The following is a 19,063-nucleotide window of genomic DNA, read 5'->3' on the forward strand; positions in this document are numbered from 1 at the left end:
ACATGCTGGAGCGGCTGAACCAGGAGATCAAGCGGCGCACCCTGGTCGTTCGCATCTTCCCCAACCCGCGGAGTTGTCTGCGGCTGGTTCGGGCGCTGGCGGTCGAGATCCACGAGAACTGGCTCGAGGCGACCCGCTACCTCAACATGGATCATCTGCGCGAGCACAAGAAGGAGAGCCTGAGGGCCCTGGCCGCCTGAGCACCGTCATGTGTCCGCCGCTCCGCTAAACACGGGGGCTGCGCGGCGGACACGCCGACGTCACTGCAATGCCACGCCATTTTGCAGAACTTGACGCACACAACTACTGTCGCCCAATGCGAGGCGCGAGCGGATCGATAGCGGCGCTGCCGAGCCGATCGACGAAGCCTCGCCTCGAACGGCTTGTGCTTGCGTCGAGTCGTTCTCGAGGAAATCCACGCAGATAACCGCGACCGTGCATTCAAGTCATGAGCTTGGGCAGCGCTGCCGACAGTGCATCGACGGCAAGGCGGACTTTCATCGGCAGATGAGGCGTCTGCAACCACAGGGCATGAACGTCGTAGAGAAACCAGGATTGTTCCGACAACAGCGGGACAAGTACGCCGGCGTGAATGCGCTGGCGAACCAGCCAGTATGGCAGCCAGGCGAGCCCCATGCCGGCGGCCGCGGCATCGGCGATGGCATCGAGGTCGTCGAGCCGCAATCTGCTGACTGGCCTGACCTCAATCGCGGGGTGGCCATTGCGCGGAAACAGCCACGGCTGAACGGCACGCCCGGAACGGCGGTAGATGATCGCGTGACGGCTGCCAAGGTCATCTATTTGCTGCGGCTGGCCGTGCCGGTCGAGATAGGACGGCGACGCGCAGACGACCATGTGCTGGCGCGCGATGCGACGCGCCATCACCCCGGCCTGGTCCTCCAGGTCGCCCGTTCTAATGGCAAGATCGCAGCCGTCCTCGGCGAGGTCGGCGATGGCATCGCTGAACGACAGGTCAAGTTCCAGCGCCGGATATTGCTGCGCAAACCCGAACAGGATCGGGGCAACGCAGCGCCGGCCGAAATGCACCGGCATGAGGACACGCAGCTTTCCGCGCGGTTCGGCAAGCTGGTCGGCGGCGAGTGCATCCGCGGCCTCCGCTTCGGCAAGCACCAGCCGGCAGCGTTCATAGTAGGCGCGCCCGAAATCGGTCAGGCTTTGGCGGCGCGTGGTCCGGTTGATGAGGCGCACGCTCAGGCGCTCCTCGAGAAACCGGACATGCTTGCCGACCATCGGCCCGGACAGATCGAGAGCCGCCGCCGCGGCTGCGAACGAGCCCAGGTCGACGGCTTTGACGAACACGGCCATGCTCGTAAGGCGATCCATATTCAAAACCTACAGTTTCTGCTGATCTACTCAAGCGGCTATTTATCCGCCTGATGAGCGCTGGCATAGCTGATTCAGTTCAAATATTTTGGAGTTGTGACCGATGGCACGTGTCGTTCGCTTTCATGAGCTCGGTGGTCCCGAGGTCCTGCGCATCGAGAATGTTGACACGCCTGCGCCCACGAGCGGTGAGATTCAGATCCGCGTCAAGGCGTTGGGTATAAACCGCGCCGAGGCGCTGCTGCGTTCGGGGACCTACATCCAGACCGCGCCGTTGCCTTCCGGTCTTGGGCTCGAGGCGGCGGGTATCGTCGAGATGGTCGGCGAAGGCGTGGACGGGTTTGCGCCTGGCGATGCCGTCAGCATCGTGCCGCCATTATCGATGGCCCGCTGGCCCGCCTATGGTGAGATTGCCACATATCCCGCCGAGCTCGTCGTCAAGCATCCACCATCGCTGAGTTGGGAAGAAGCCGCCGCAGCGTGGATGCAATATCTCACCGCCTACGGTGCGCTGATCGACATTGCCAACCTCCAAAGCGAGGACTTTGTTGTCATTACCGCGGCCTCGAGCAGCGTCGGACTTGCCGCGATCCAGATCGCCAACATGGTTGGCGCGACCCCGATCGCGGTCACACGGACGTCCGCCAAGAAGCGGGCTTTGCTTGAGTTCGGCGCGGCCCACGTCATCGCCTCGGCAGAGGAGGACCTGGAAGCCAGGTTGAAGCGGATCGCCGGCCCGGACGGCGTGCGCGTGGTGTTCGATGCCGTCGGCGGCCCGATTTTCAAGCCTCTGACGGCAGCGATGGCACCGGGTGGCATTCTCATCGAATATGGCGGCTTGAGCCTCGACCCGACACCCTTTCCACTACCTGCAGTGCTGGCAAAGACACTGACGCTGCGCGGTTATCTCGTCCATGAGATCGTGCGCGATCCGGTCCGGCTGCAGGCCGCCAAGGCGTTCATCCTCGACGGACTGAGCTCGGGTTCGCTGAAGCCGGCAATCGCCAGAACCTTTCCGTTCGACCAGATCGTCGAGGCGCACCGCTATCTCGAATCGAACGAGCAATTCGGCAAGATCGTCGTGACCGTTTGACCGGGCATTTATCGGCCTCACGCCTGCGCCGCCAGCCAGTCCCGCACCTTGCGGGCGTTGTCGCTGAGTTCGCGGTTCTTCGACCAGATGACATGAAAGCCCTTGCCGGTCGTCATCGTGTGGCCGGTGACGCGCACCAGCAGCCCTGATGCCAGCAGCCGCTCGGCGAGGTGACCCCAGCCGAGCGCGATGCCTTGCCCTTCCATGACGGCCTGGATCACCAGCGCATAGTCGTTGATGCGCAAGCCGCGTCCGGCATCGGCGATGTCGACACCGGCCGAGGCGAACCATTCGTCCCAGCTCGCGGCCTCGCGAAACGGCTCTTCAAGATGGATAAGGCGGTGCGATTGAAGATCCGCGACACGGTCCGGCAGCCCGAACCGTGCCACATAACTAACACCGGCAACGGGGAATATCACCTCATCGGCCAGCGGCAGCGAATGATAATCCGGCCATTCCCTGGGCTCGCCGCCGCGGACGCCGAGCGGGATGTCTTCGGCGATGATGTCGAGATCGCGGTCGGCGGTCTGGATGCGCAGGTCGATGCCCGGCAATTCGTCGCGAAACTGCTGCAGGCGCGGCATCATCCAGAACGAGGCGAAGGCGGTCGAGGCGGCGAGTGTCACATGCGCGCCGACGGCGATCTGGCGCAGATCCTCCGCCGACTTGCGAATGTGCGACAGGCCGAGCGAGACGTCGGCATGGAAGCGGTCGCCGGCCTCGGTCAGGCTGACTTGCCGGTGGCGGCGCTGGAAGAGTTTCGCGCCGAGCTGCTCTTCGAGCCCACGGATCGCATAGGAGACGGCAGCCTGCGTCATGCCGAGCTCGCGCCCGGCGGCGGTAAAGCTCGACAGCCGCCCGGCGGCCTCGAAAACGATCAGGCTGCCGGCAGACGGCAGCAGGTGGCGCAAGCTTCGCATAAGCTGAGCTTATACAAGAGATCAGGATTTTCCAGCGTCACAGCCGCATTTTGTCTGGCTAGATTGGTCGAGACTGGAATATGGAGCCTTCATGAACGCACCGGCCGTTGAAGTGAGCGAACACACCAACCGCCGCAGCGGCGGCCGCCTGGGGCGCAAGGCGCTGCGGGGCGCACCCGTAGCGTCGTTTCCAACCCTGGTCCGTCAGATTCCCGTCTATCAGATGGTCCCGGACGAGGCGGTTGAGCTGATCCACCAGGAGTCACTCTCCATCCTCGAAGAAGTCGGATGCGAGTTCCGCGACGACGAGGCGATCGCAATGTGGAAGGCGGCGGGCGCCGATGTCTCGGAGACAAGGGTCCGGATCGACCGCGCCCTGCTGATGGAGCTCATCTCGAAGGTCCCGTCGGAGTTCACGCTCAATGCGAGGAATCCCCAGCGTTCCGTACGTGTGGGTGGAAACAACTCCATCTTCGTGCCGATGTACGGAGCGCCTTACGTGCGCGACCTCGACAACAACCGGCGCTACGGCACACTCGCCGACCTCAACAATTTCCACAAGCTCGCCTACATGGCGCCGGCGCTGCATTCGTCGAGCTCGATCATCTGCGAGCCGATGGAAATCGCGGTGCCGAAACGTCACCTCCACATCATCCATTCGGCGCTGAAGCACTCGGACAAGCCGTTCATGGGCATCGTGACCTCCAGGGATCGAGCCGAAGACACGATGGCGATGGCAGGCATCGTGTTCGGCGAGGATTTTGTCCGCGACAACCCGGTTCTGGTGTCGATCACCAACTGCAATTCGCCGCTGGTGTGGGACGCCACCATGCTGGACGCGATGAAAGTCTATGCGCGCCACAACCAGCCGCTGATCCTCGCCCCCTTCGCCCTTTGCGGCGCCTCGACTTCGGCCTCTGCCGTCGGTGCGGTCGCGCAGGTCAATGCCGAAGCGCTGGCGGGCGTCGCGTTCACACAGCTCCTGCGTCCGGGTTCGCCGCAGATCTACGGACAGTTCATGGTGACGGTCGACATGAAGACCGGCGCTCCCATGGGCGGCACGCCGGAGGCGGCCCAGATGATGTATCTCATGGGCGCGCTGGCGCGGAAGTATCGTCTGCCGTGGCGCACGTCCGGTTTCCATGTCGGCTCGAAGCTGAACGACGCCCAGGCGGGCTACGAGGCGAACATGCTGATGCATGCCGCCATCCTTGCCGGCGCCAACTACATCTGGCACTCCGCCGGTTGGCTCGAAGCCGGCCTGACCTGCGGCTATTCGAAATTTGCCACCGACTGCGAACAGCTTGTCGGCTGGTATAAATATGCTGGCGGGCTGCCATTCGACGATTTCAAGGAGGCTATGGCGGCTATCCGCGAGGTCGGACCGCAGGGCCATTTCCTCGGCACCCAGCACACGCTTGAACATTTCGAGTCCGCCTTCTTCATACCGAGCATCATGGACTTCAATTCATTCGAACAGTGGAAGGCGGAAGGAGCAAAGGACCACGACACCCGCGGCCGCGAGAAAGCGCGCAACATGCTCGCCGATTATGAGGAGCCGAAGCTCGATGAGGGCATCGCCGATGGTCTCAAAGATTTGATTGCGCGGCGCGAGGAGAAACTGCCGGACAGCGTTAGTTGATCACGGGCGAAGACCCGATGCGAACCATAAGGGAGGAAAAAATGACACTCTTCAGAAGCAACGGCGATAGCGTACCGAGCGCCATCGAAGCAATGGCCAGCGAGGCGCGCGCCGGTCGCGTCGACCGGCGGGAGTTTCTGGCCCTGGCAAGCGCTTTCGGCGCATCGACGGCCCTTGCCTACGGCATGATTGGACTTGCCGTGCCGGAGCGGGCTTTGGCTGAAGAGCCGAAGAAAGGCGGAACGCTGCACGTTTCGATGTCGGTGAAGGCGCAAAAGGACACGCGCACCTACGACTGGGTGGAACTTGCGAACATTTCACGCTGCTGGCTCGAGCCGCTTGTCCGCTACACCCGCCAGTTCACATTCGAGCCGGTTCTGCTCGAAGGCTGGGAGGTCAACGACGACGCCACCGAATACGTGCTGCATGTGCGCAAGGGCATCGCCTGGAACAACGGCGATGCTTTCAACGCCGATGACGTGGCCTACAATCTGACGCGCTGGTGCGAGAAGGCTGCCGCCGGCAATTCGATGGCCGCGCGCGTCGGTGCGCTGATCGATGCAAAGACCGGCAAGGCCAGGGAAGGGGCGATCACCAAGGTCGACGACAACACGGTGAAGCTGAAGCTGAACGAACCGGACATCTCGCTGATCCCGAACTTCACCGACTATCCGGCGCTGGTGGTCCATCGCAACTTCGACGCCGACGGCGCCAATCCGATTGAGAAGCCGATTGGCACCGGGCCGTTCGAACTGGTGTCTTATGCGGTCGGCCAGAAAGCGGTCGTCAAGCGTCGTGAGAATGGCAAATGGTGGGGCGGTGAAGCGCTTCTCGACGGCGTCGAATTCATCGACTACGGAACCGATTTCAACGCCTCGATAAATGCATTCGACTCCGGCGAAATCGACCTCAACTTCGAGACGCCGGCCGACTTCATAGACATCCTCGACAAGATGGGGCTGGTCAAATCGGAGGTCGCGACAGCGACCACGCTCGTCGCCCGGACCAACATCACGAACAAGCCCTATGACGACAAGCGGGTTCGCAACGCCCTCCAGATGGCCGTCGACAACAAAGCGGTGCTCGAACTTGGCTACGCCGGGCGAGGCACTGTTGGTGAAAACCACCACGTCAGCCCGATTCATCCGGAATACTACGCGCTGCCCAAGAAGACACGCGACGCCGCGGGCGCCAGGAAGCTTATGGCCGATGCCGGGCAGGACGACTTCGAGCATGAACTGATCACCGTCGAGGACGATTGGCAAAAGAACACCGGCGACGCTATTGCCGGCCAGTTGCGCGATGCCGGGATCAAGGTGAAGCGCACCGTGCTGCCGGGATCGACATTCTGGAACGACTGGACGAAATACCCCTATTCGATGACCATCTGGTACATGCGCCCGCTTGGCGTACAGGTGCTGGCGCTCGGCTATCGCACCGGCGAGGCCTGGAACGAAACCGGCTACTCGAACCCTGATTTCGACGCCAAGCTCAAGCAGGCTCTTTCGCTCATCGACGTGGAAAAGCGCCGCGAGGTCATGAAGGACATCGAGCAGATCCTGCAAGATTCGGGCGTCATCATTCAGCCGTTTTGGCAGAAGCTGTTCAGCCACATGAACGAGAAGGTGAAGAACTACGGTGTCCACCAAACCTTCGAGATGGATCTCCAGAACGTCTGGCTGAACGCCTGAGTTGCCAGCAGAGGACGCGTTGCAGGATTTCATGGACCGCAAGAAGGCCGACGGGCAAGATGCGTGGTACTGATAGCTTCCGTCAGTGAACAATCGGGGACACCCATGAAACTGCCACTTTTTGTTGCCGCGCTTTCGATGGCCGTGCCGGCGGCCGCGTTTGCCGGCCCTGCTGCCAACGCCGTGAAGTTCTTTTATGTCCCGTCGGTCAAGTTCGAGGCCGATGCGCAATATCGCGACCGCTTCACCGCGCCGGTGACGAAACTGTTCGAATTGAACGACAATGCGGCAAAGAACCATCCGGATGAAGTTCCCTGCATCGACTTCGCCCCTGGTCTCGATGCGCAGGACTATGACGAGAAGACCGTGGCCAAGACGCTGACGCTGGCCGAAAAGCTGGACGGCGACAGCGCCGAGGTGACGGCGACGTTCAACCTTTTTCCGGAAGGCGATGGTTCCAAACGCGAAATGGTCTGGTCGTTGAAGAAGATCGACGGCCAGTGGAAGGTCGCCGACATTACCTCGAAGACCAGCGGCTGGACCCTGAGTGCGCTCGAATGCCTGGCCGGACAGTCGCCGGAGTGATGCCGTGCTTCGCTGCCGTCCCTGGATTTTGGCGACTGCGTGCCTGCTGGCCGGATTGAGCAGCGCCGCCGCTCAGGGCCTATTCGGCGCGCCGCCCGCAAATGCGCCGGCCGACAGTGCGGCACCTCCGCCGGCAGTTTCGCCGCCGGCAGAAAACGCGCCGGCCGCAGCCGTGCAGCCGGGCTCGCCGACCGCGGTGGTGAAGCCGTTCTACGAGCATGCCGGGCTCGAGGTCGATCCGGCTCAGCGGGGCCATTTCACCGACCCGGCAAAGTCGGTGCTGGACAAGAGCGATGCGCTGCGGAAATCGGGGCAGGGCGAGTGCCTCGATCCCAACATGGCGCTCGACAATTCCGAATACGACAAGGCGGAGATCGACAAGAGCCTGAAAACCATCGAAGCGGTCAAGGGCGACGAGGCCAAGGTCGTCGTCGCTTTTGTCGTCTCCGGCAATCCGCACCGGCTGGAATGGAAGTTCAAAAAGATCGATGGCGACTGGAAGATATCGGACCTGCTCTCGGTGACCGGCGAATGGGCGCTAAGCCAATACCAGTGTGAGTGAGAACGGAACCGATGAAGATCACCAACATCCGCGTCACCCACGTCAACGTCCCGCTCGATGCTCCGTTCTGGTGGACGGCTGGTCTCTACGGCGGCGCCTCGAAATCGATCATCGAGGTCGAGACGGACGAAGGCGTGGTCGGACTGGGCGAGGCGCCATGGTGGCATTTCGGCGAGGTGATCAAGGCCGAGATCGCGCCGGCGCTGATTGGCGCCGATCCGCTCGACATCGCCGACTGCGAGGCGCGCTGTGTGCCGCCCTGGCAGATCACCGCCAACACCGGCGAGAATGCAGCCACGGTGGCGTTCGGCGCCGTCGAACTGGCGCTGTGGGATCTAAGAGGCAAGGTCTTCGGCATGCCGCTCTACAAGCTGCTCGGCGGCGCGGTGCGCAAGGACATTCCGTTTTCGGAATATTTCGCCTTTCGCCCCGCTCAAGGCGGAGCCGGCGGCGAGATGACCGCCGAAGCGATCGTCGACTACTGTCTCGGCATGCGAGAACAGCACGGCTCGACGATCTTCGAGGGCAAGCTGATCATGGGCGATCCCGAGCTCGAGATCAGGACAGTGCGCATGCTGCGCGAGGCGCTTGGCGATAAAGCGCAGATCAAACTCGATTCCAACATGCAGTGGTCGCTGACCACAGCGCGCTGGGTGCTGCGCGAGATCGAGCCGTTCAACATCCGCAACTACGAGGATCCGGTCGCGACCTTCGAGGAGATGGCTGCGCTGCGCCAGCATTCGCGCATTCCGTTCTCGACGCACATCCCGGATCTCAGACGGGCAGTCGCGCTCGGTACGCCGGATTACTTCGTCTGCAATTTCGCAGCACTCGGCGGATTGTCGAAAACTCTGAAATTCATCGCCGCCTGTGAGGCGATGGGCAAGGGGTTCTGGTGCTATTCGAACGATCTCGGCATTATGACATCGGCTTATCTGCACGTCGTGGCGGCGACACCGTGGATCACGGAGGCGTCGCAATCGCTGTTTCGCTGGCAGATCGGCGATGTCATCAAGGACGGTCCTTTCCGCCAGACGGGCAATACGGTGCGCGTGCCGGAGGGTGACGGGCTGGGCGTCGAACTCGATCCGGCGGCAATGAAACGCTGGTCAGCGCACTTTACCGAACACGGGCCGATGCACCATTTCAGCGACCCGAACAGCCCCAGCCGCTACCGGCGGCTGCCGCTCAACTGATGCGAAGTGCACGTGACCGATCGATGAGAAGAGGTCCTGTCGTAGTTGCTTTATTCGCGGCGGTTTGCGTCCTGGCCTGCGCTGTCACCTGGGAGGCAGGAAGCCGCGCGGTGGCCCGCGTGCCTCAGCAAAGCTTCACGCTGCCTGTGGGGTTACCGGTGGAGCGCATCGTTCTGAAGCGGGAGGGCGCGCCCGACCTTGCCGGTTGGGTGGCGGATCGGCAGGACAGTTGCGGAACAATCGTGCTGTTACACGGACGTGGTTCAAACAAGCTGGCCATGGTTCCAAGAGCGAAGCTGCTTTTCGAAAGCGGCTACTCGATCGTGCTGTTCGATCTGTCGGGACATGGCGAAAGCGGCGGCGATATCAGAGGCTTTGGTTACATCGAACGGCAGGACGCCAGCCGCGTCCTCGCCTTTGCCCGGCAACGCTTCGCCGGTCGCAAGGTGGCGGCCATCGGCTCGTCGCTCGGTGCGGCTGCTTTTGTATTTGGCGCTCAGCAGGAGCATGCCGACGCCTATGTCCTGGAGCAGCTCTACGCGACTTTGCTGGAAACCACGGCGTTGCGAGCGCCCTTGCCTATGTTGCGCGACGTACAGGCGACCATCCTCTTGGCGCAGATGCAGCTCCGCCTTGGCTTCGGGGTAGATGATGTCAGGCCGGTCGATCGCATCGGCGCGATTGATCGGCCGATATTGCTGCTAGCAGGCAATTCGGATCCGTTTGTCGCTCGCAGCCAGACACTGGCGTTGAAAGATGCGGCAGGCGCTGACGCAAAGCTGGTCTGGTTCGACGGCGCGCGGCATGTTGATCTCTATCGCTATGACCAACAGCGGTACCGCGACGCGGTGATGCCTTTCCTGGAGACCAACCTGTGCCGGACCGGGATCAGGTGAGCCGCTCCGTCCGATCAGCCGCGCCCGCGATAGGGGGCGACGCCGGTGTCGGGCAGCCACACACCTTCCGGCGGCGCGCCGGTTTGCCAGAACACGTCGATCGGAATGCCACCGCGCGGATACCAGTAGCCGCCGATGCGCAACCACAATGGCTTGGTCGCGGCGATGATGCGGCGGCCGATCATGACGGTGCATTCTTCGTGGAAGGCGCCATGGTTGCGAAACGAGGTCATGAACAGCTTGAGCGACTTCGATTCCACCAGCAGCGCATCGGGTGCGTAGTCGATGACGATATGGGCGAAGTCCGGCTGGCCGGTGACCGGGCAGAGCGAAGTGAATTCCGGGCAGGTGAAGCGAACGATGGCCGGCGGGCCGTCGCCGCGCGAAAACGGCACGGTTTCCAGGACTGCCGCTTCAGGGCTCTGTGGCGCCTCGACGTTGGTGCCGAGCTGGGTGAGGTTTTTCGTATCGGTCATGAGCAGGTTCCTTGCTACATGTCGCCCAAAACTGCGCAGCGATTTTGGGACAGCGACATGCGTAAAAACAAAATTTGCCGCTCATTAGCACAATTTGAAACAGCAGGAAGACGATGACCAGCAACGACCCGCTCCTCCAGCCCTATCAGCTCAAGCATCTGATGCTGAAGAACCGGGTGATGTCGACCAGCCATGAGCCGGCCTATTCCGAGGACGGCATGCCGAAGGAACGCTACCGGCTCTACCATGCCGAAAAGGCCAAGGGCGGCATGGCGCTGACCATGACCGCCGGTTCGGCGATCGTCTCGCGCGACAGCCCGGCCGCTTTTGGCAATCTGCATGTCTATGACGACCGCATCGTGCCGTGGCTCGCCGAGCTTACCGATGCCTGCCACGAGCACGATTGCAAGGTGATGATACAGATCACCCATCTCGGCCGCCGCACCGGTTGGAACAAGGCCGACTGGCTGCCCGTGCTGTCGGCTTCGCCGGTGCGCGAACCGGCCCATCGCGCCTTTCCCAAGACTATCGAGGACTGGGATATCGAGCGCATCGTCGCCGACTATGCGGCGGCCGCGCAGCGCTGCCAGGCTGCCGGCCTCGACGGCATCGAGTTCGAAGCCTACGGCCATCTGATGGACGGTTTCTGGTCGCCGGCCACCAACCAGCGCGACGACGATTTCGGCGGCTCGCTCGACAACCGGCTGCGCTTCACCGGAATGGTGCTTTACGCGGTGCGTGCCGCGGTCGGCGAAAAGTTCGTCGTCGGCATCCGCATGGTCGCCGACGAGGATTTCGAGAAAGGCCTGTCGAAACAGGAGGGCGTCGAAATCGCCAGGCGGCTGGCCGGCTCCGGCAAGGTCGATTTCCTCAACATCATCCGTGGCTCGATCGAGACCGATGCGGCGCTGACCAAGGTCATCCCGGTGACCGGCATGCGCTCGTCACCGCATCTCGACTTCGCAGGGGAGGTGAGAGCGGCGACGAAATTCCCGACCTTCCATGCGGCGCGGATTTCCGACGTCGCCACCGCGCGTCACGCCATCGCCACCGGCAAGCTGGACATGGTCGGCATGACGCGCGCCCACATTGCCGACCCGCATATCGTCAAAAAAGTGATGGAGGGCCGCGAGCACGAGATCCGCCCTTGCGTCGGCGCCACCTATTGCCTCGACCGCATCTATGAGGGCGGCGAGGCGCTGTGCATCCACAATGCGGCGACGGGCCGCGAGGCTGATATCCCCCATATTATTCCGAAAACCGAGGGACCGAAGCGGAAGGTGGTCGTCGTCGGTGCCGGCGCCGGCGGGCTGGAGGCGGCGCGCGTCGCCGCCGAGCGCGGGCACCAGGTGACGGTGCTGGAAGCATCGAGCCAGGCCGGCGGCCAGGTGCGGCTGGCAACGCAAAACCCGCGCCGCAAGGAATTGATCGGCATCATCGACTGGCGCCTGGCCGAACTCGACCGGCTGGGCGTCGAGATCCGCTACGACAAATGGGCGGAGACGGACGACGTGCTGGCGCTGTCGCCGGACGTGGTGGTGGTCGCCACCGGCGGCCTGCCGCAGAACCCGCCTCTGACGGCGGGCGACGATCTCGTCACCTCGAGCTGGGACATCATGGCCGGCAGCGTCAAGCCGGCCGAGAACGTGCTGCTCTATGACGACAATGGCGGCCATCAGGGGATGGGTGCCGCCGAACTGATCGCCAATAGCGGCGCCAGGCTGGAGCTGGTTTCACCAGAGCGCTTCTTCGCCCCGGAAATGGGCGGCATGAATCATGTGCCCTACATGCGCGCCTTCCAGGAAAAGGGTGTCACGGTGACCATCAACACACGGCTACGTTCTGTGCGGCGTGAAGGCAACCAGCTGATCGCCGAGCTCGCCTCCGACTTCGCCGATGGCTGGCGCGGCGAGCGGCGGGTCGACCAGGTGGTGGTCGAGCACGGCACGCTGCCGCTCGACGATCTCTACCTGGCGCTGAAGCCGCTGTCGAAGAACGCCGGCGCGATCGATTACGAAAAACTGATCAATGGCGGCGACATCTTTCCTGCGCGCAATCCGCAAGGCGGTTTCGTCGTCTTTCGCATCGGCGACGCGGTAGCTTCACGCAATATCCACGCTGCGATCTATGACGGCATCAGGTTCGGCTTGCGAATCTGAGGAATATTTTGGATTGATTGGTGGCGCGCAGCCGAACCTCCGTACGGAGAGCCACCACGGTACGTCGGTCCGGTCTGCGCGCCGCGCACGCCGCCGGCCATCGCCGGGCACCGTACGATCTTGCGATTGCGGCAGGACGTTCAAAACATCCTGGCGGTGGCCATGCAGAACACGGTGATGACCAGCAGGCCGCCGGCGATGCGTTCGCCCTTTGTCATCTTGGCGCGCAACTGGGTTTGCTTCGCCGCATCAGCGCCGGCCAACTGCCTGCTGGCGGAACCCACCAGCGCGCCCTGAACCCCGGCGGCGATTAACGCCGTCAAGATGCCGAGCACCAAGACCTTCTCCATCGAGCCGAAAGAGCCGTTGTGGAAGAAATACCACAGCAGCAAGCCCGTGAGGAAAACCACGCCGGCTGCGCCCATTTGCGGCCGGAAGAAACGTTCCGCCCTGATCTCCGGTTCGCGGGCGACCGCGATGGTGGTGCCGGCCCAGAACACGCCCGCCATGACGTGAAGACCGAGGACGATGATGTAGACATATTGCATGACCGCATTTCCTCTCTTGCCCACCGTCAGGCATATTGATAGATATCAAATGATTAGATGTCAACGCATAAGCTCGAGCCGGTTCCATAGGCTTTGCCCTTGTTCTAGTGTCGGATCATGACGCCCTTTGACCGCCCGCCGATCGGGATGAATCTCGCGCGCACCGCCAAGCTGGTTGCGCAGGCTTTCGACGCTGCCTTGGTCGAGGCAGGCGGCACGCTGCCGGTCTGGGTCACGTTGCTGTCGGTCAAGTCGCGGGAGCTGGCCAATCAACGCGAGCTCGCCGGCATGATCGGCATCCGGGGCGCAACGCTGACCCACCACCTCAACGCCATGGAGACGCAAGGCCTGCTGATGCGCCGCCGCGATCCCGAGAACCGCCGGGTTCACCAGGTGGAGCTGACCCAAGCCGGAGAAGCGCTGTTCCTGCAATTGCGCACCGCCGCGTTAGCCTTCGACAAGCGGCTGCGGAAAGGACTGTCCGACGACAGGCTGGCAGAGTTTGCACAGGTGCTGGCCGCGTTGCGGGCCAATGTCAGTTGATACCGATTGGACCGCAACCCTTGTTCCAAGCCGTCTGCAATGTTATATGACCATGGTAGTCATATGCGAGGGTGGCAACATGCGCGAAATTCAGTTGAAAGACGCCAAGGCGACGCTTTCGGCAGTCGTCGATCAGGCAGTTGCAGGAGAGCCTGCCATTATCACACGCCACGGTCGGAAGCAGGCCGTCATCCTGTCGTTCGAAGATTATCAGCGGCTGTCTCGGGTGCCGAGCTTCGGGCGGCTGCTGGCGGCTTTTCCCGGGGACAAGGACGACATTCCGCCTCGTTCCCGTAAGCCGGCTCGCAAGGTTGCGTTGTAGCGCGGCGACCAGCCCTGATGTTTCTGCTGGACACCAACATCATCTCGGCAATGGCTCCAGCCAGGAAGGTTGATCGGGCGGCGCTGATGGCATGGCTCGATATGGCGAGCGAATACCTGTTCCTATCCGTTGTGACTGCGTCCGAAATCGCGGCGGGGATAGCGAAGGCGGAGCGCGACGGCGCGACCACAAAGGCCGCGCTGCTACGCGACTGGTGGCAGGCAGTCGAGCACCTTTACGGGGCAAGGATTCTGCCCTTCGATTTGCGAGCCGCGCATGCCGCGGGTTCTATTCTTGATCGCGCAAGGGCTCATCGGCCGGGATTTGAAGATATAGCGATTGCTGCTACGGCCGAGCTTCACGGCCTGGTGATACTGACGGATAACGAGCGTCATTTCGCACCACTTGGGGTGCCGATGCTCAATCCGCTGAGAAACCTGCCGCCATTGCAGTAGTTCCGACTTTCCTACGCCCGGCAGCCCTGCAGCACCGTCAGCCTGGCCTTCTTGGGCGTTCGCGCCACCAGCCATTCGCGCACGCTGTCCGGCGGCATCGGGAAAGCGATGGAATAGCCTTGCACCTGGTCGCAGCCGATCGCCATCAGCGAGTCGAGCTCGGCTTCGGTTTCGGCGCCCTCGGCAACGATCGAGATGCCGAGACCGCGGGCGAGCTCGGTGAGGGCACGCACGATCTTGGTGTTGCCGCTGTTCTCGTTGATGTTCTGGACGAACCGGCGGTCGATCTTCAGCCGATCGATCTCGTTTGGATTGACATGGCTGAGCGATGCGTAGCCGGTGCCGAAATCATCGAGCTCAAGATGGATGCCGGCGGCGCGGATGTGCCGCAGCTTTGCCGCGATACCGGTCTTCTCATCGTCGAGAATGACGGATTCGACGATCTCCAGCGATAGTTTGTGCGCTGGCAGGCCAGCCCTCTCCAGCATGTCGAACAGGAAGACTTCGAAATCTGTCTCGCGCAGCTCCGAGCCGGATACATTGACGGCGATCCGTCCGAAGGCGATGCCTGCGCGGTTCCATTCGGCTGCTTCGTTGATCGCCTTGGCAATGACGATGCGGCCGATCTCGGACATCAAGCCGCATTTTTCCGCGATCGGAATGAACTCGCCCGGCGCGATCATGCCGCGCCCGGCGTGTCTCCAGCGAACCAGAGCCTCGATGCCGCTGATGGCGCCGTTCGACAGCGACACCTGCGGCTGGAAATAGACTTCGAACGCCTTCTCGGAGATGGCGGTCCTGATGTCGAGCTCGAGCTGCTTGCGATAATCGAGTTCGCGTCTCAGCTCCTCGGAGAAGAACGACAAGCTGCCGCCGCCCTGCTTCTTGGCGGAATACAGCGCCAGATCGGCATGGACGAGCAGGTCCTGAGCATTGTCGGCATCGATCGGGTAGACCGCAATCCCGGCACTTACGCCCGGATGGATCGTCGTTCCCCGGAAAATGATCGGCTCATTGAGTTTGGCCAGCATGCGCCTGGCGACGATATCGATGTCCTCGGTGCTGCCGGCGTCGTTGAGGACCACAACGAATTCATCGCCGCCGAGACGCACGTTGAGATCCGACGTACGGCACGAATCACGCATGCGCTGCGCAGCCGCCACCAGCACATAATCGCCGGCGGCGTGGCCGAACGTGTCGTTGATCTGCTTGAACCGGTCGAGATCGAACTGCACCACGGCAACCCGTTCACACCGTCGCTGCGCGGCATTGATCAGCGTATCGAAATGCTCGGTCAAAAAGGTGCGGTTGTGCAGGCCGGTCAGCCCGTCATGCACGGCGATAAAGGCCATGGAATTGCGCGCATCGACCAGCTCGCGCGTCCGGCGCAGGATGGCATTCGACATTGGCCTGAAAATGAAAAGCGCCACCAGCACGATGACGCCGATGGTCGAGTAGAACAATGTGCGGTTAAGATCGAGAAGTGTTTCGGATCGCTGGTCTGCAAAGGCACTGATGCGCTGGCCAAGTGCGGCATAGCCCGACAATGTTGCGTTGGCAACGGAAGCGTTCAGGTTGACGCGCTCCTCTCCGCCCTTGTAGCCACCATTGCCGGCCATGTTGAGCCGCGATTCGAATGACGAGATCAGGCGTTCGCCGTTGGCGATAAGCCCGACAGAGAAATAGTCGAGATGGTACGGCTTGGCGAAAAGCACGCTCTCGATCGATTTCGGATCGAACCTTGCCGGCGACGCCGGATCGGCGGCGGTCCGTTCGAGCAGCAGATCGTAGTTCTTCTCGAACTCCACCGTCGCTTGCTTGAGCGCGCTAACCAGGGCCGGCTGCTGGTCGCGTGAGGCGGTACCGGTCGCGCCGGCAAGGAAGACGATGCGCTGCGACAGGGCTTTTTGTGTGCTGACCACATCGAGCAGTGCCTGGTTGTGCTGCTGGGCCGCCATCATCTGCTGCAGCAGGATGAAGGAGGCCACTACCATGGCGGCGATGATCAGCAGAGCCAGCCAGTAGCCGGATTTTATCAGGAGTATGAGCCTGCCCGAAACGGCGTGCACCGGCTGCTGTGACATTTTCTGAGGCGGCCCTCTCGCCAACGAATTCTTGTGCGACAACCTTTGGCTTCAAAGTGTTAACAGGTTTGGGACGGCAGCATACAGGCGGCGGCGACCGTGGCGAGAAACCCGCAAAGTGGTTATTGCAATCTTTCGCGGCGCCTCCGCATTTGAACATCGTGGCCTCTGCCGTGCCATTCCCGCCACCGAAGCGGTCGCTTTTGCGATGGATTTTTCGTCCGCGCGGCGCGACAGTCCTCATCGATCTCAACAGGGCCTGATCATGACCGAAGCATTCCTTTCCCACATCGACAGCGAGCTTGAAGGACTGAAATCGGCCGGCCTTTACAAATCCGAACGGGTGATAACCTCGACCCAATCGGCCGAGATCGAGGTCGGCGGCGAGAAGGTGCTGAATTTCTGCGCCAACAATTATCTCGGCCTCGCCGACAGCGCCGAACTGCGCGAGGCGGCCAAGCAGGCGCTCGACCGGTACGGCTACGGCATGGCATCGGTGCGCTTTATCTGCGGCACGCAGGAAGAACACAAGCAGCTCGAGGCAACCATTTCTGACTTCCTCGGCATGGAGGACACCATCCTCTACGGCTCCTGCTTCGACGCCAATGGCGGCCTGTTCGAGACGCTGCTCGGCGAGGAGGATGCGGTCATCTCCGATGCGCTGAACCACGCCTCGATCATCGACGGGGTACGGCTGTCGAAGGCAAAGCGCTTCCGCTACGCCAACAACGACATGGCCGATCTGGAAGCGCGGTTGAAAGAGGCGCGCGACTGTCGGTTCCGGCTGATCGCCACCGACGGCGTGTTCTCGATGGATGGCATCATCGCCAATCTGAAAGGCGTCTGCGACCTCGCCGACAAATACGATGCGATGGTCATGGTCGACGACAGCCATGCTGTTGGCTTCGTCGGCAGGAACGGCCGTGGCTCGGCCGAACATTGCGGCGTCGAGGGCAGGGTGGACATCATCACCGGTACGCTGGGCAAGGCATTGGGTGGCGCGTCCGGCGGCTACACGTCGGGCAGGAAGCAGGTGGTCGACTGGCTGCGCCAGCGCTCGCGCCCCTATCTGTTCTCCAACACGCTGATGCCGGCGATCGCCGGCGCTTCGATCCGGGTTTTCGAGATGATCCGCAATGGCGATGCGTTGCGCCAGCGCCTATATGCCAATGCGGCGCGGTTTCGCTCCGAGATGGGCAAGCTCGGTTTTACTCTGGCCGGCGCCGACCATCCGATCATCCCGGTGATGCTGGGCGACGCGACGCTGGCGCAGGAAGTGGCGGCGCGGATGCTGAAGCGCGGCATCTATGTCATCGGCTTCTCGTTCCCGGTGGTGCCGAAGGGCCAGGCGCGCATCCGCACGCAGATGTCGGCCGCCCATTCCGGCGCCGACATCGAACGCGCGGTTGGGGCGTTCGCCGCAGTCGGTCGCGAACTCGGCGTGATTTCCTGAGCGGCCGGATCAAGAGATTCAAGCGACTAAGGTTCTGGGGACAAAAGAATGTCGAACATGATGAAGGCGCTGGTCAAGGCCAAGGCCGAGCCGGGCATCTGGATGGAAGAAGTGCCGGTGCCGGAAATCGGTCCGAACGATGTGCTGATCAAGATCAGGAAGACGGCGATCTGCGGCACCGACGTACACATCTACAATTGGGACCAGTGGGCGCAAAAGACCGTGCCGGTGCCGATGGTAACCGGCCATGAATTTGTCGGAACCGTCGCCGATTTCGGCACGGCGGTGACCGAGTACAAACTCGGCCAGCGGGTTTCCGGAGAAGGCCATATCGTCTGCGGCCATTGCCGCAACTGCCGGGCGGGCAGGGGGCATCTGTGCCGCAACACGCTCGGCGTCGGCGTCAACCGGCCGGGCGCCTTTGGCGAATACCTTGCGATCCCGCAGCACAATGTCGTGCCCATCCCCGACGATGTGCCGGACGAGATCGCCGCCATCTTCGATCCCCTGGGCAATGCCGTCCACACGGCCTTGTCTTTCGATCTGGTCGGCGAGGACGTGCTGGTCACCGGCGCCGGGCCGATCGGCATCATGGGTGCACTGGTGGCGCAGTGCGTCGGCGCGCGAAAAGTGGTCATCACCGACATCAACCCGGTGCGCCTGGCACTGGCGAAAAAGCTCGGCGTCCAGCATGTCGTCGATGCGTCGAAGGAAAAGCTGCGCGACGTCATGCCGGCGCTCGGCATGACCGAGGGTTTTGACGTCGGCCTCGAAATGTCGGGTGCCGCACCTGCCTTCCGCGACATGATCGACACCATGAACAATGGCGGCAAGATTGCCATTCTCGGCATCGCGCCGACCGGCTTCGAGATCGACTGGAACAAGGTCATCTTCAAGATGCTGCATCTGAAAGGCATCTACGGCCGCGAGATGTTCGAGACCTGGTACAAGATGATCGCGCTGGTGCAGGGTCCTCTCGATGTCAGCGGCCTGATCACCCACCGCATCGGCATCGACGACTATATTTCGGGATTTGAGGCGATGAAGAGTGGCAATTCCGGCAAGGTGGTGATGGATTGGTGAGGCATATAGGG

Annotated in this window: 19 protein-coding genes; 14 read left to right on the forward strand and 5 right to left on the reverse strand. The window is 62.3% G+C overall.

Features of this window, described 5'->3' with window-relative positions:
* A partial coding sequence (locus tag NKI08_RS31385; protein ID WP_352774930.1) for a transposase occupies positions 1-200 on the forward strand: 200 nt, incomplete at its 5' end.
* A 241-nt stretch (positions 201-441) separates the two neighbouring features.
* Here the strand turns inward: NKI08_RS31385 and NKI08_RS31390 are convergent.
* Positions 442-1,344, reverse strand: a complete 903-nt coding sequence (locus NKI08_RS31390; RefSeq protein ID WP_352774932.1) for a LysR family transcriptional regulator — start codon at positions 1,342-1,344, stop codon at positions 442-444.
* A gap of 103 nt (positions 1,345-1,447) precedes the next feature.
* On the opposite strand from NKI08_RS31390, the gene NKI08_RS31395 reads away from it, so the two are divergent.
* The gene (locus NKI08_RS31395; RefSeq protein WP_352774933.1) at positions 1,448-2,437 is read left to right on the forward strand and encodes a zinc-dependent alcohol dehydrogenase family protein; all 990 of its coding nucleotides are present in this window, start codon (positions 1,448-1,450) and stop codon (positions 2,435-2,437) included.
* Positions 2,438-2,454: 17 nt separating this feature from the next.
* Here NKI08_RS31395 and NKI08_RS31400 read toward each other — a convergent pair whose 3' ends face one another.
* Positions 2,455-3,357 (reverse strand): LysR substrate-binding domain-containing protein, encoded by a 903-nt coding sequence (locus NKI08_RS31400; RefSeq protein WP_352473620.1) that lies wholly within the window; start codon positions 3,355-3,357, stop codon positions 2,455-2,457.
* 91 nt (positions 3,358-3,448) lie between these two features.
* Between NKI08_RS31400 and NKI08_RS31405 the strand changes: the two genes are divergently transcribed.
* The 6 genes from NKI08_RS31405 to NKI08_RS31430 all read left to right on the forward strand — a co-directional run bounded on the left by NKI08_RS31405 (position 3,449) and on the right by NKI08_RS31430 (position 9,929).
* Entirely contained in the window at positions 3,449-4,999 is a 1,551-nt protein-coding gene (locus NKI08_RS31405) for a trimethylamine methyltransferase family protein (RefSeq protein WP_352774936.1), read from the forward strand.
* A 41-nt stretch (positions 5,000-5,040) separates the two neighbouring features.
* Positions 5,041-6,690: an ABC transporter substrate-binding protein gene (locus tag NKI08_RS31410; RefSeq protein ID WP_352774938.1), complete on the forward strand. Its 1,650-nt coding sequence runs from the start codon at positions 5,041-5,043 to the stop codon at positions 6,688-6,690.
* A 105-nt stretch (positions 6,691-6,795) separates the two neighbouring features.
* Positions 6,796-7,275, forward strand: a complete 480-nt coding sequence (locus tag NKI08_RS31415) for a DUF3828 domain-containing protein (RefSeq protein ID WP_352774940.1) — start codon at positions 6,796-6,798, stop codon at positions 7,273-7,275.
* Between the two features lie 4 nt (positions 7,276-7,279).
* On the forward strand, positions 7,280-7,837 hold the full coding sequence (locus NKI08_RS31420) for a hypothetical protein (protein ID WP_352724502.1): 558 nt from the start codon (positions 7,280-7,282) through the stop codon (positions 7,835-7,837).
* Between the two features lie 11 nt (positions 7,838-7,848).
* The gene (locus NKI08_RS31425) at positions 7,849-9,033 is read left to right on the forward strand and encodes a mandelate racemase/muconate lactonizing enzyme family protein (RefSeq protein ID WP_352774942.1); all 1,185 of its coding nucleotides are present in this window, start codon (positions 7,849-7,851) and stop codon (positions 9,031-9,033) included.
* A 110-nt stretch (positions 9,034-9,143) separates the two neighbouring features.
* A complete protein-coding gene (locus tag NKI08_RS31430; protein ID WP_352774944.1) occupies positions 9,144-9,929 on the forward strand; it encodes an alpha/beta hydrolase in 786 nt (261 codons plus the stop codon).
* A 14-nt stretch (positions 9,930-9,943) separates the two neighbouring features.
* Here the strand turns inward: NKI08_RS31430 and queF are convergent, their stop codons facing one another.
* Positions 9,944-10,405, reverse strand: coding sequence for a preQ(1) synthase (gene queF, locus NKI08_RS31435; protein ID WP_023674394.1), 462 nt, complete (start codon positions 10,403-10,405; stop codon positions 9,944-9,946).
* A 113-nt stretch (positions 10,406-10,518) separates the two neighbouring features.
* Between queF and NKI08_RS31440 the strand changes: the two genes are divergently transcribed.
* Complete coding sequence (locus NKI08_RS31440) at positions 10,519-12,564, forward strand: oxidoreductase (protein WP_352774946.1); 2,046 nt, start codon at positions 10,519-10,521, stop codon at positions 12,562-12,564.
* 140 nt (positions 12,565-12,704) lie between these two features.
* Here NKI08_RS31440 and NKI08_RS31445 read toward each other — a convergent pair whose 3' ends face one another.
* Positions 12,705-13,112 carry a hypothetical protein gene (locus NKI08_RS31445; RefSeq protein WP_352774948.1) on the reverse strand — a complete coding sequence of 136 codons (408 nt, stop codon included), beginning with the start codon at positions 13,110-13,112 and terminating at the stop codon, positions 12,705-12,707.
* 117 nt (positions 13,113-13,229) lie between these two features.
* Between NKI08_RS31445 and NKI08_RS31450 the strand changes: the two genes are divergently transcribed.
* From NKI08_RS31450 to NKI08_RS31460, 3 genes are all read left to right on the forward strand, one after another.
* The gene (locus tag NKI08_RS31450; protein ID WP_352473629.1) at positions 13,230-13,655 is read left to right on the forward strand and encodes a MarR family winged helix-turn-helix transcriptional regulator; all 426 of its coding nucleotides are present in this window, start codon (positions 13,230-13,232) and stop codon (positions 13,653-13,655) included.
* A gap of 79 nt (positions 13,656-13,734) precedes the next feature.
* Complete coding sequence (locus NKI08_RS31455) at positions 13,735-13,977, forward strand: type II toxin-antitoxin system Phd/YefM family antitoxin (protein WP_352473667.1); 243 nt, start codon at positions 13,735-13,737, stop codon at positions 13,975-13,977.
* A gap of 17 nt (positions 13,978-13,994) precedes the next feature.
* Positions 13,995-14,432: a type II toxin-antitoxin system VapC family toxin gene (locus tag NKI08_RS31460; RefSeq protein WP_352774950.1), complete on the forward strand. Its 438-nt coding sequence runs from the start codon at positions 13,995-13,997 to the stop codon at positions 14,430-14,432.
* Positions 14,433-14,443: 11 nt separating this feature from the next.
* Here the strand turns inward: NKI08_RS31460 and NKI08_RS31465 are convergent, their stop codons facing one another.
* Positions 14,444-16,516 (reverse strand): putative bifunctional diguanylate cyclase/phosphodiesterase, encoded by a 2,073-nt coding sequence (locus NKI08_RS31465; protein WP_352774951.1) that lies wholly within the window; start codon positions 16,514-16,516, stop codon positions 14,444-14,446.
* Between the two features lie 265 nt (positions 16,517-16,781).
* Here NKI08_RS31465 and NKI08_RS31470 point away from each other — a divergent pair, with 265 nt between their 5' ends.
* Complete coding sequence (locus tag NKI08_RS31470; RefSeq protein WP_352774953.1) at positions 16,782-17,969, forward strand: glycine C-acetyltransferase; 1,188 nt, start codon at positions 16,782-16,784, stop codon at positions 17,967-17,969.
* Positions 17,970-18,017: 48 nt separating this feature from the next.
* Positions 18,018-19,052: an L-threonine 3-dehydrogenase gene (gene tdh / locus NKI08_RS31475; protein ID WP_352452270.1), complete on the forward strand. Its 1,035-nt coding sequence runs from the start codon at positions 18,018-18,020 to the stop codon at positions 19,050-19,052.
* Positions 19,053-19,063 lie beyond the last annotated feature (11 nt).

The sequence above is a fragment of the Mesorhizobium sp. M0768 genome (assembly GCF_040320195.1).
GTDB lineage: Bacteria > Pseudomonadota > Alphaproteobacteria > Rhizobiales > Rhizobiaceae > Mesorhizobium.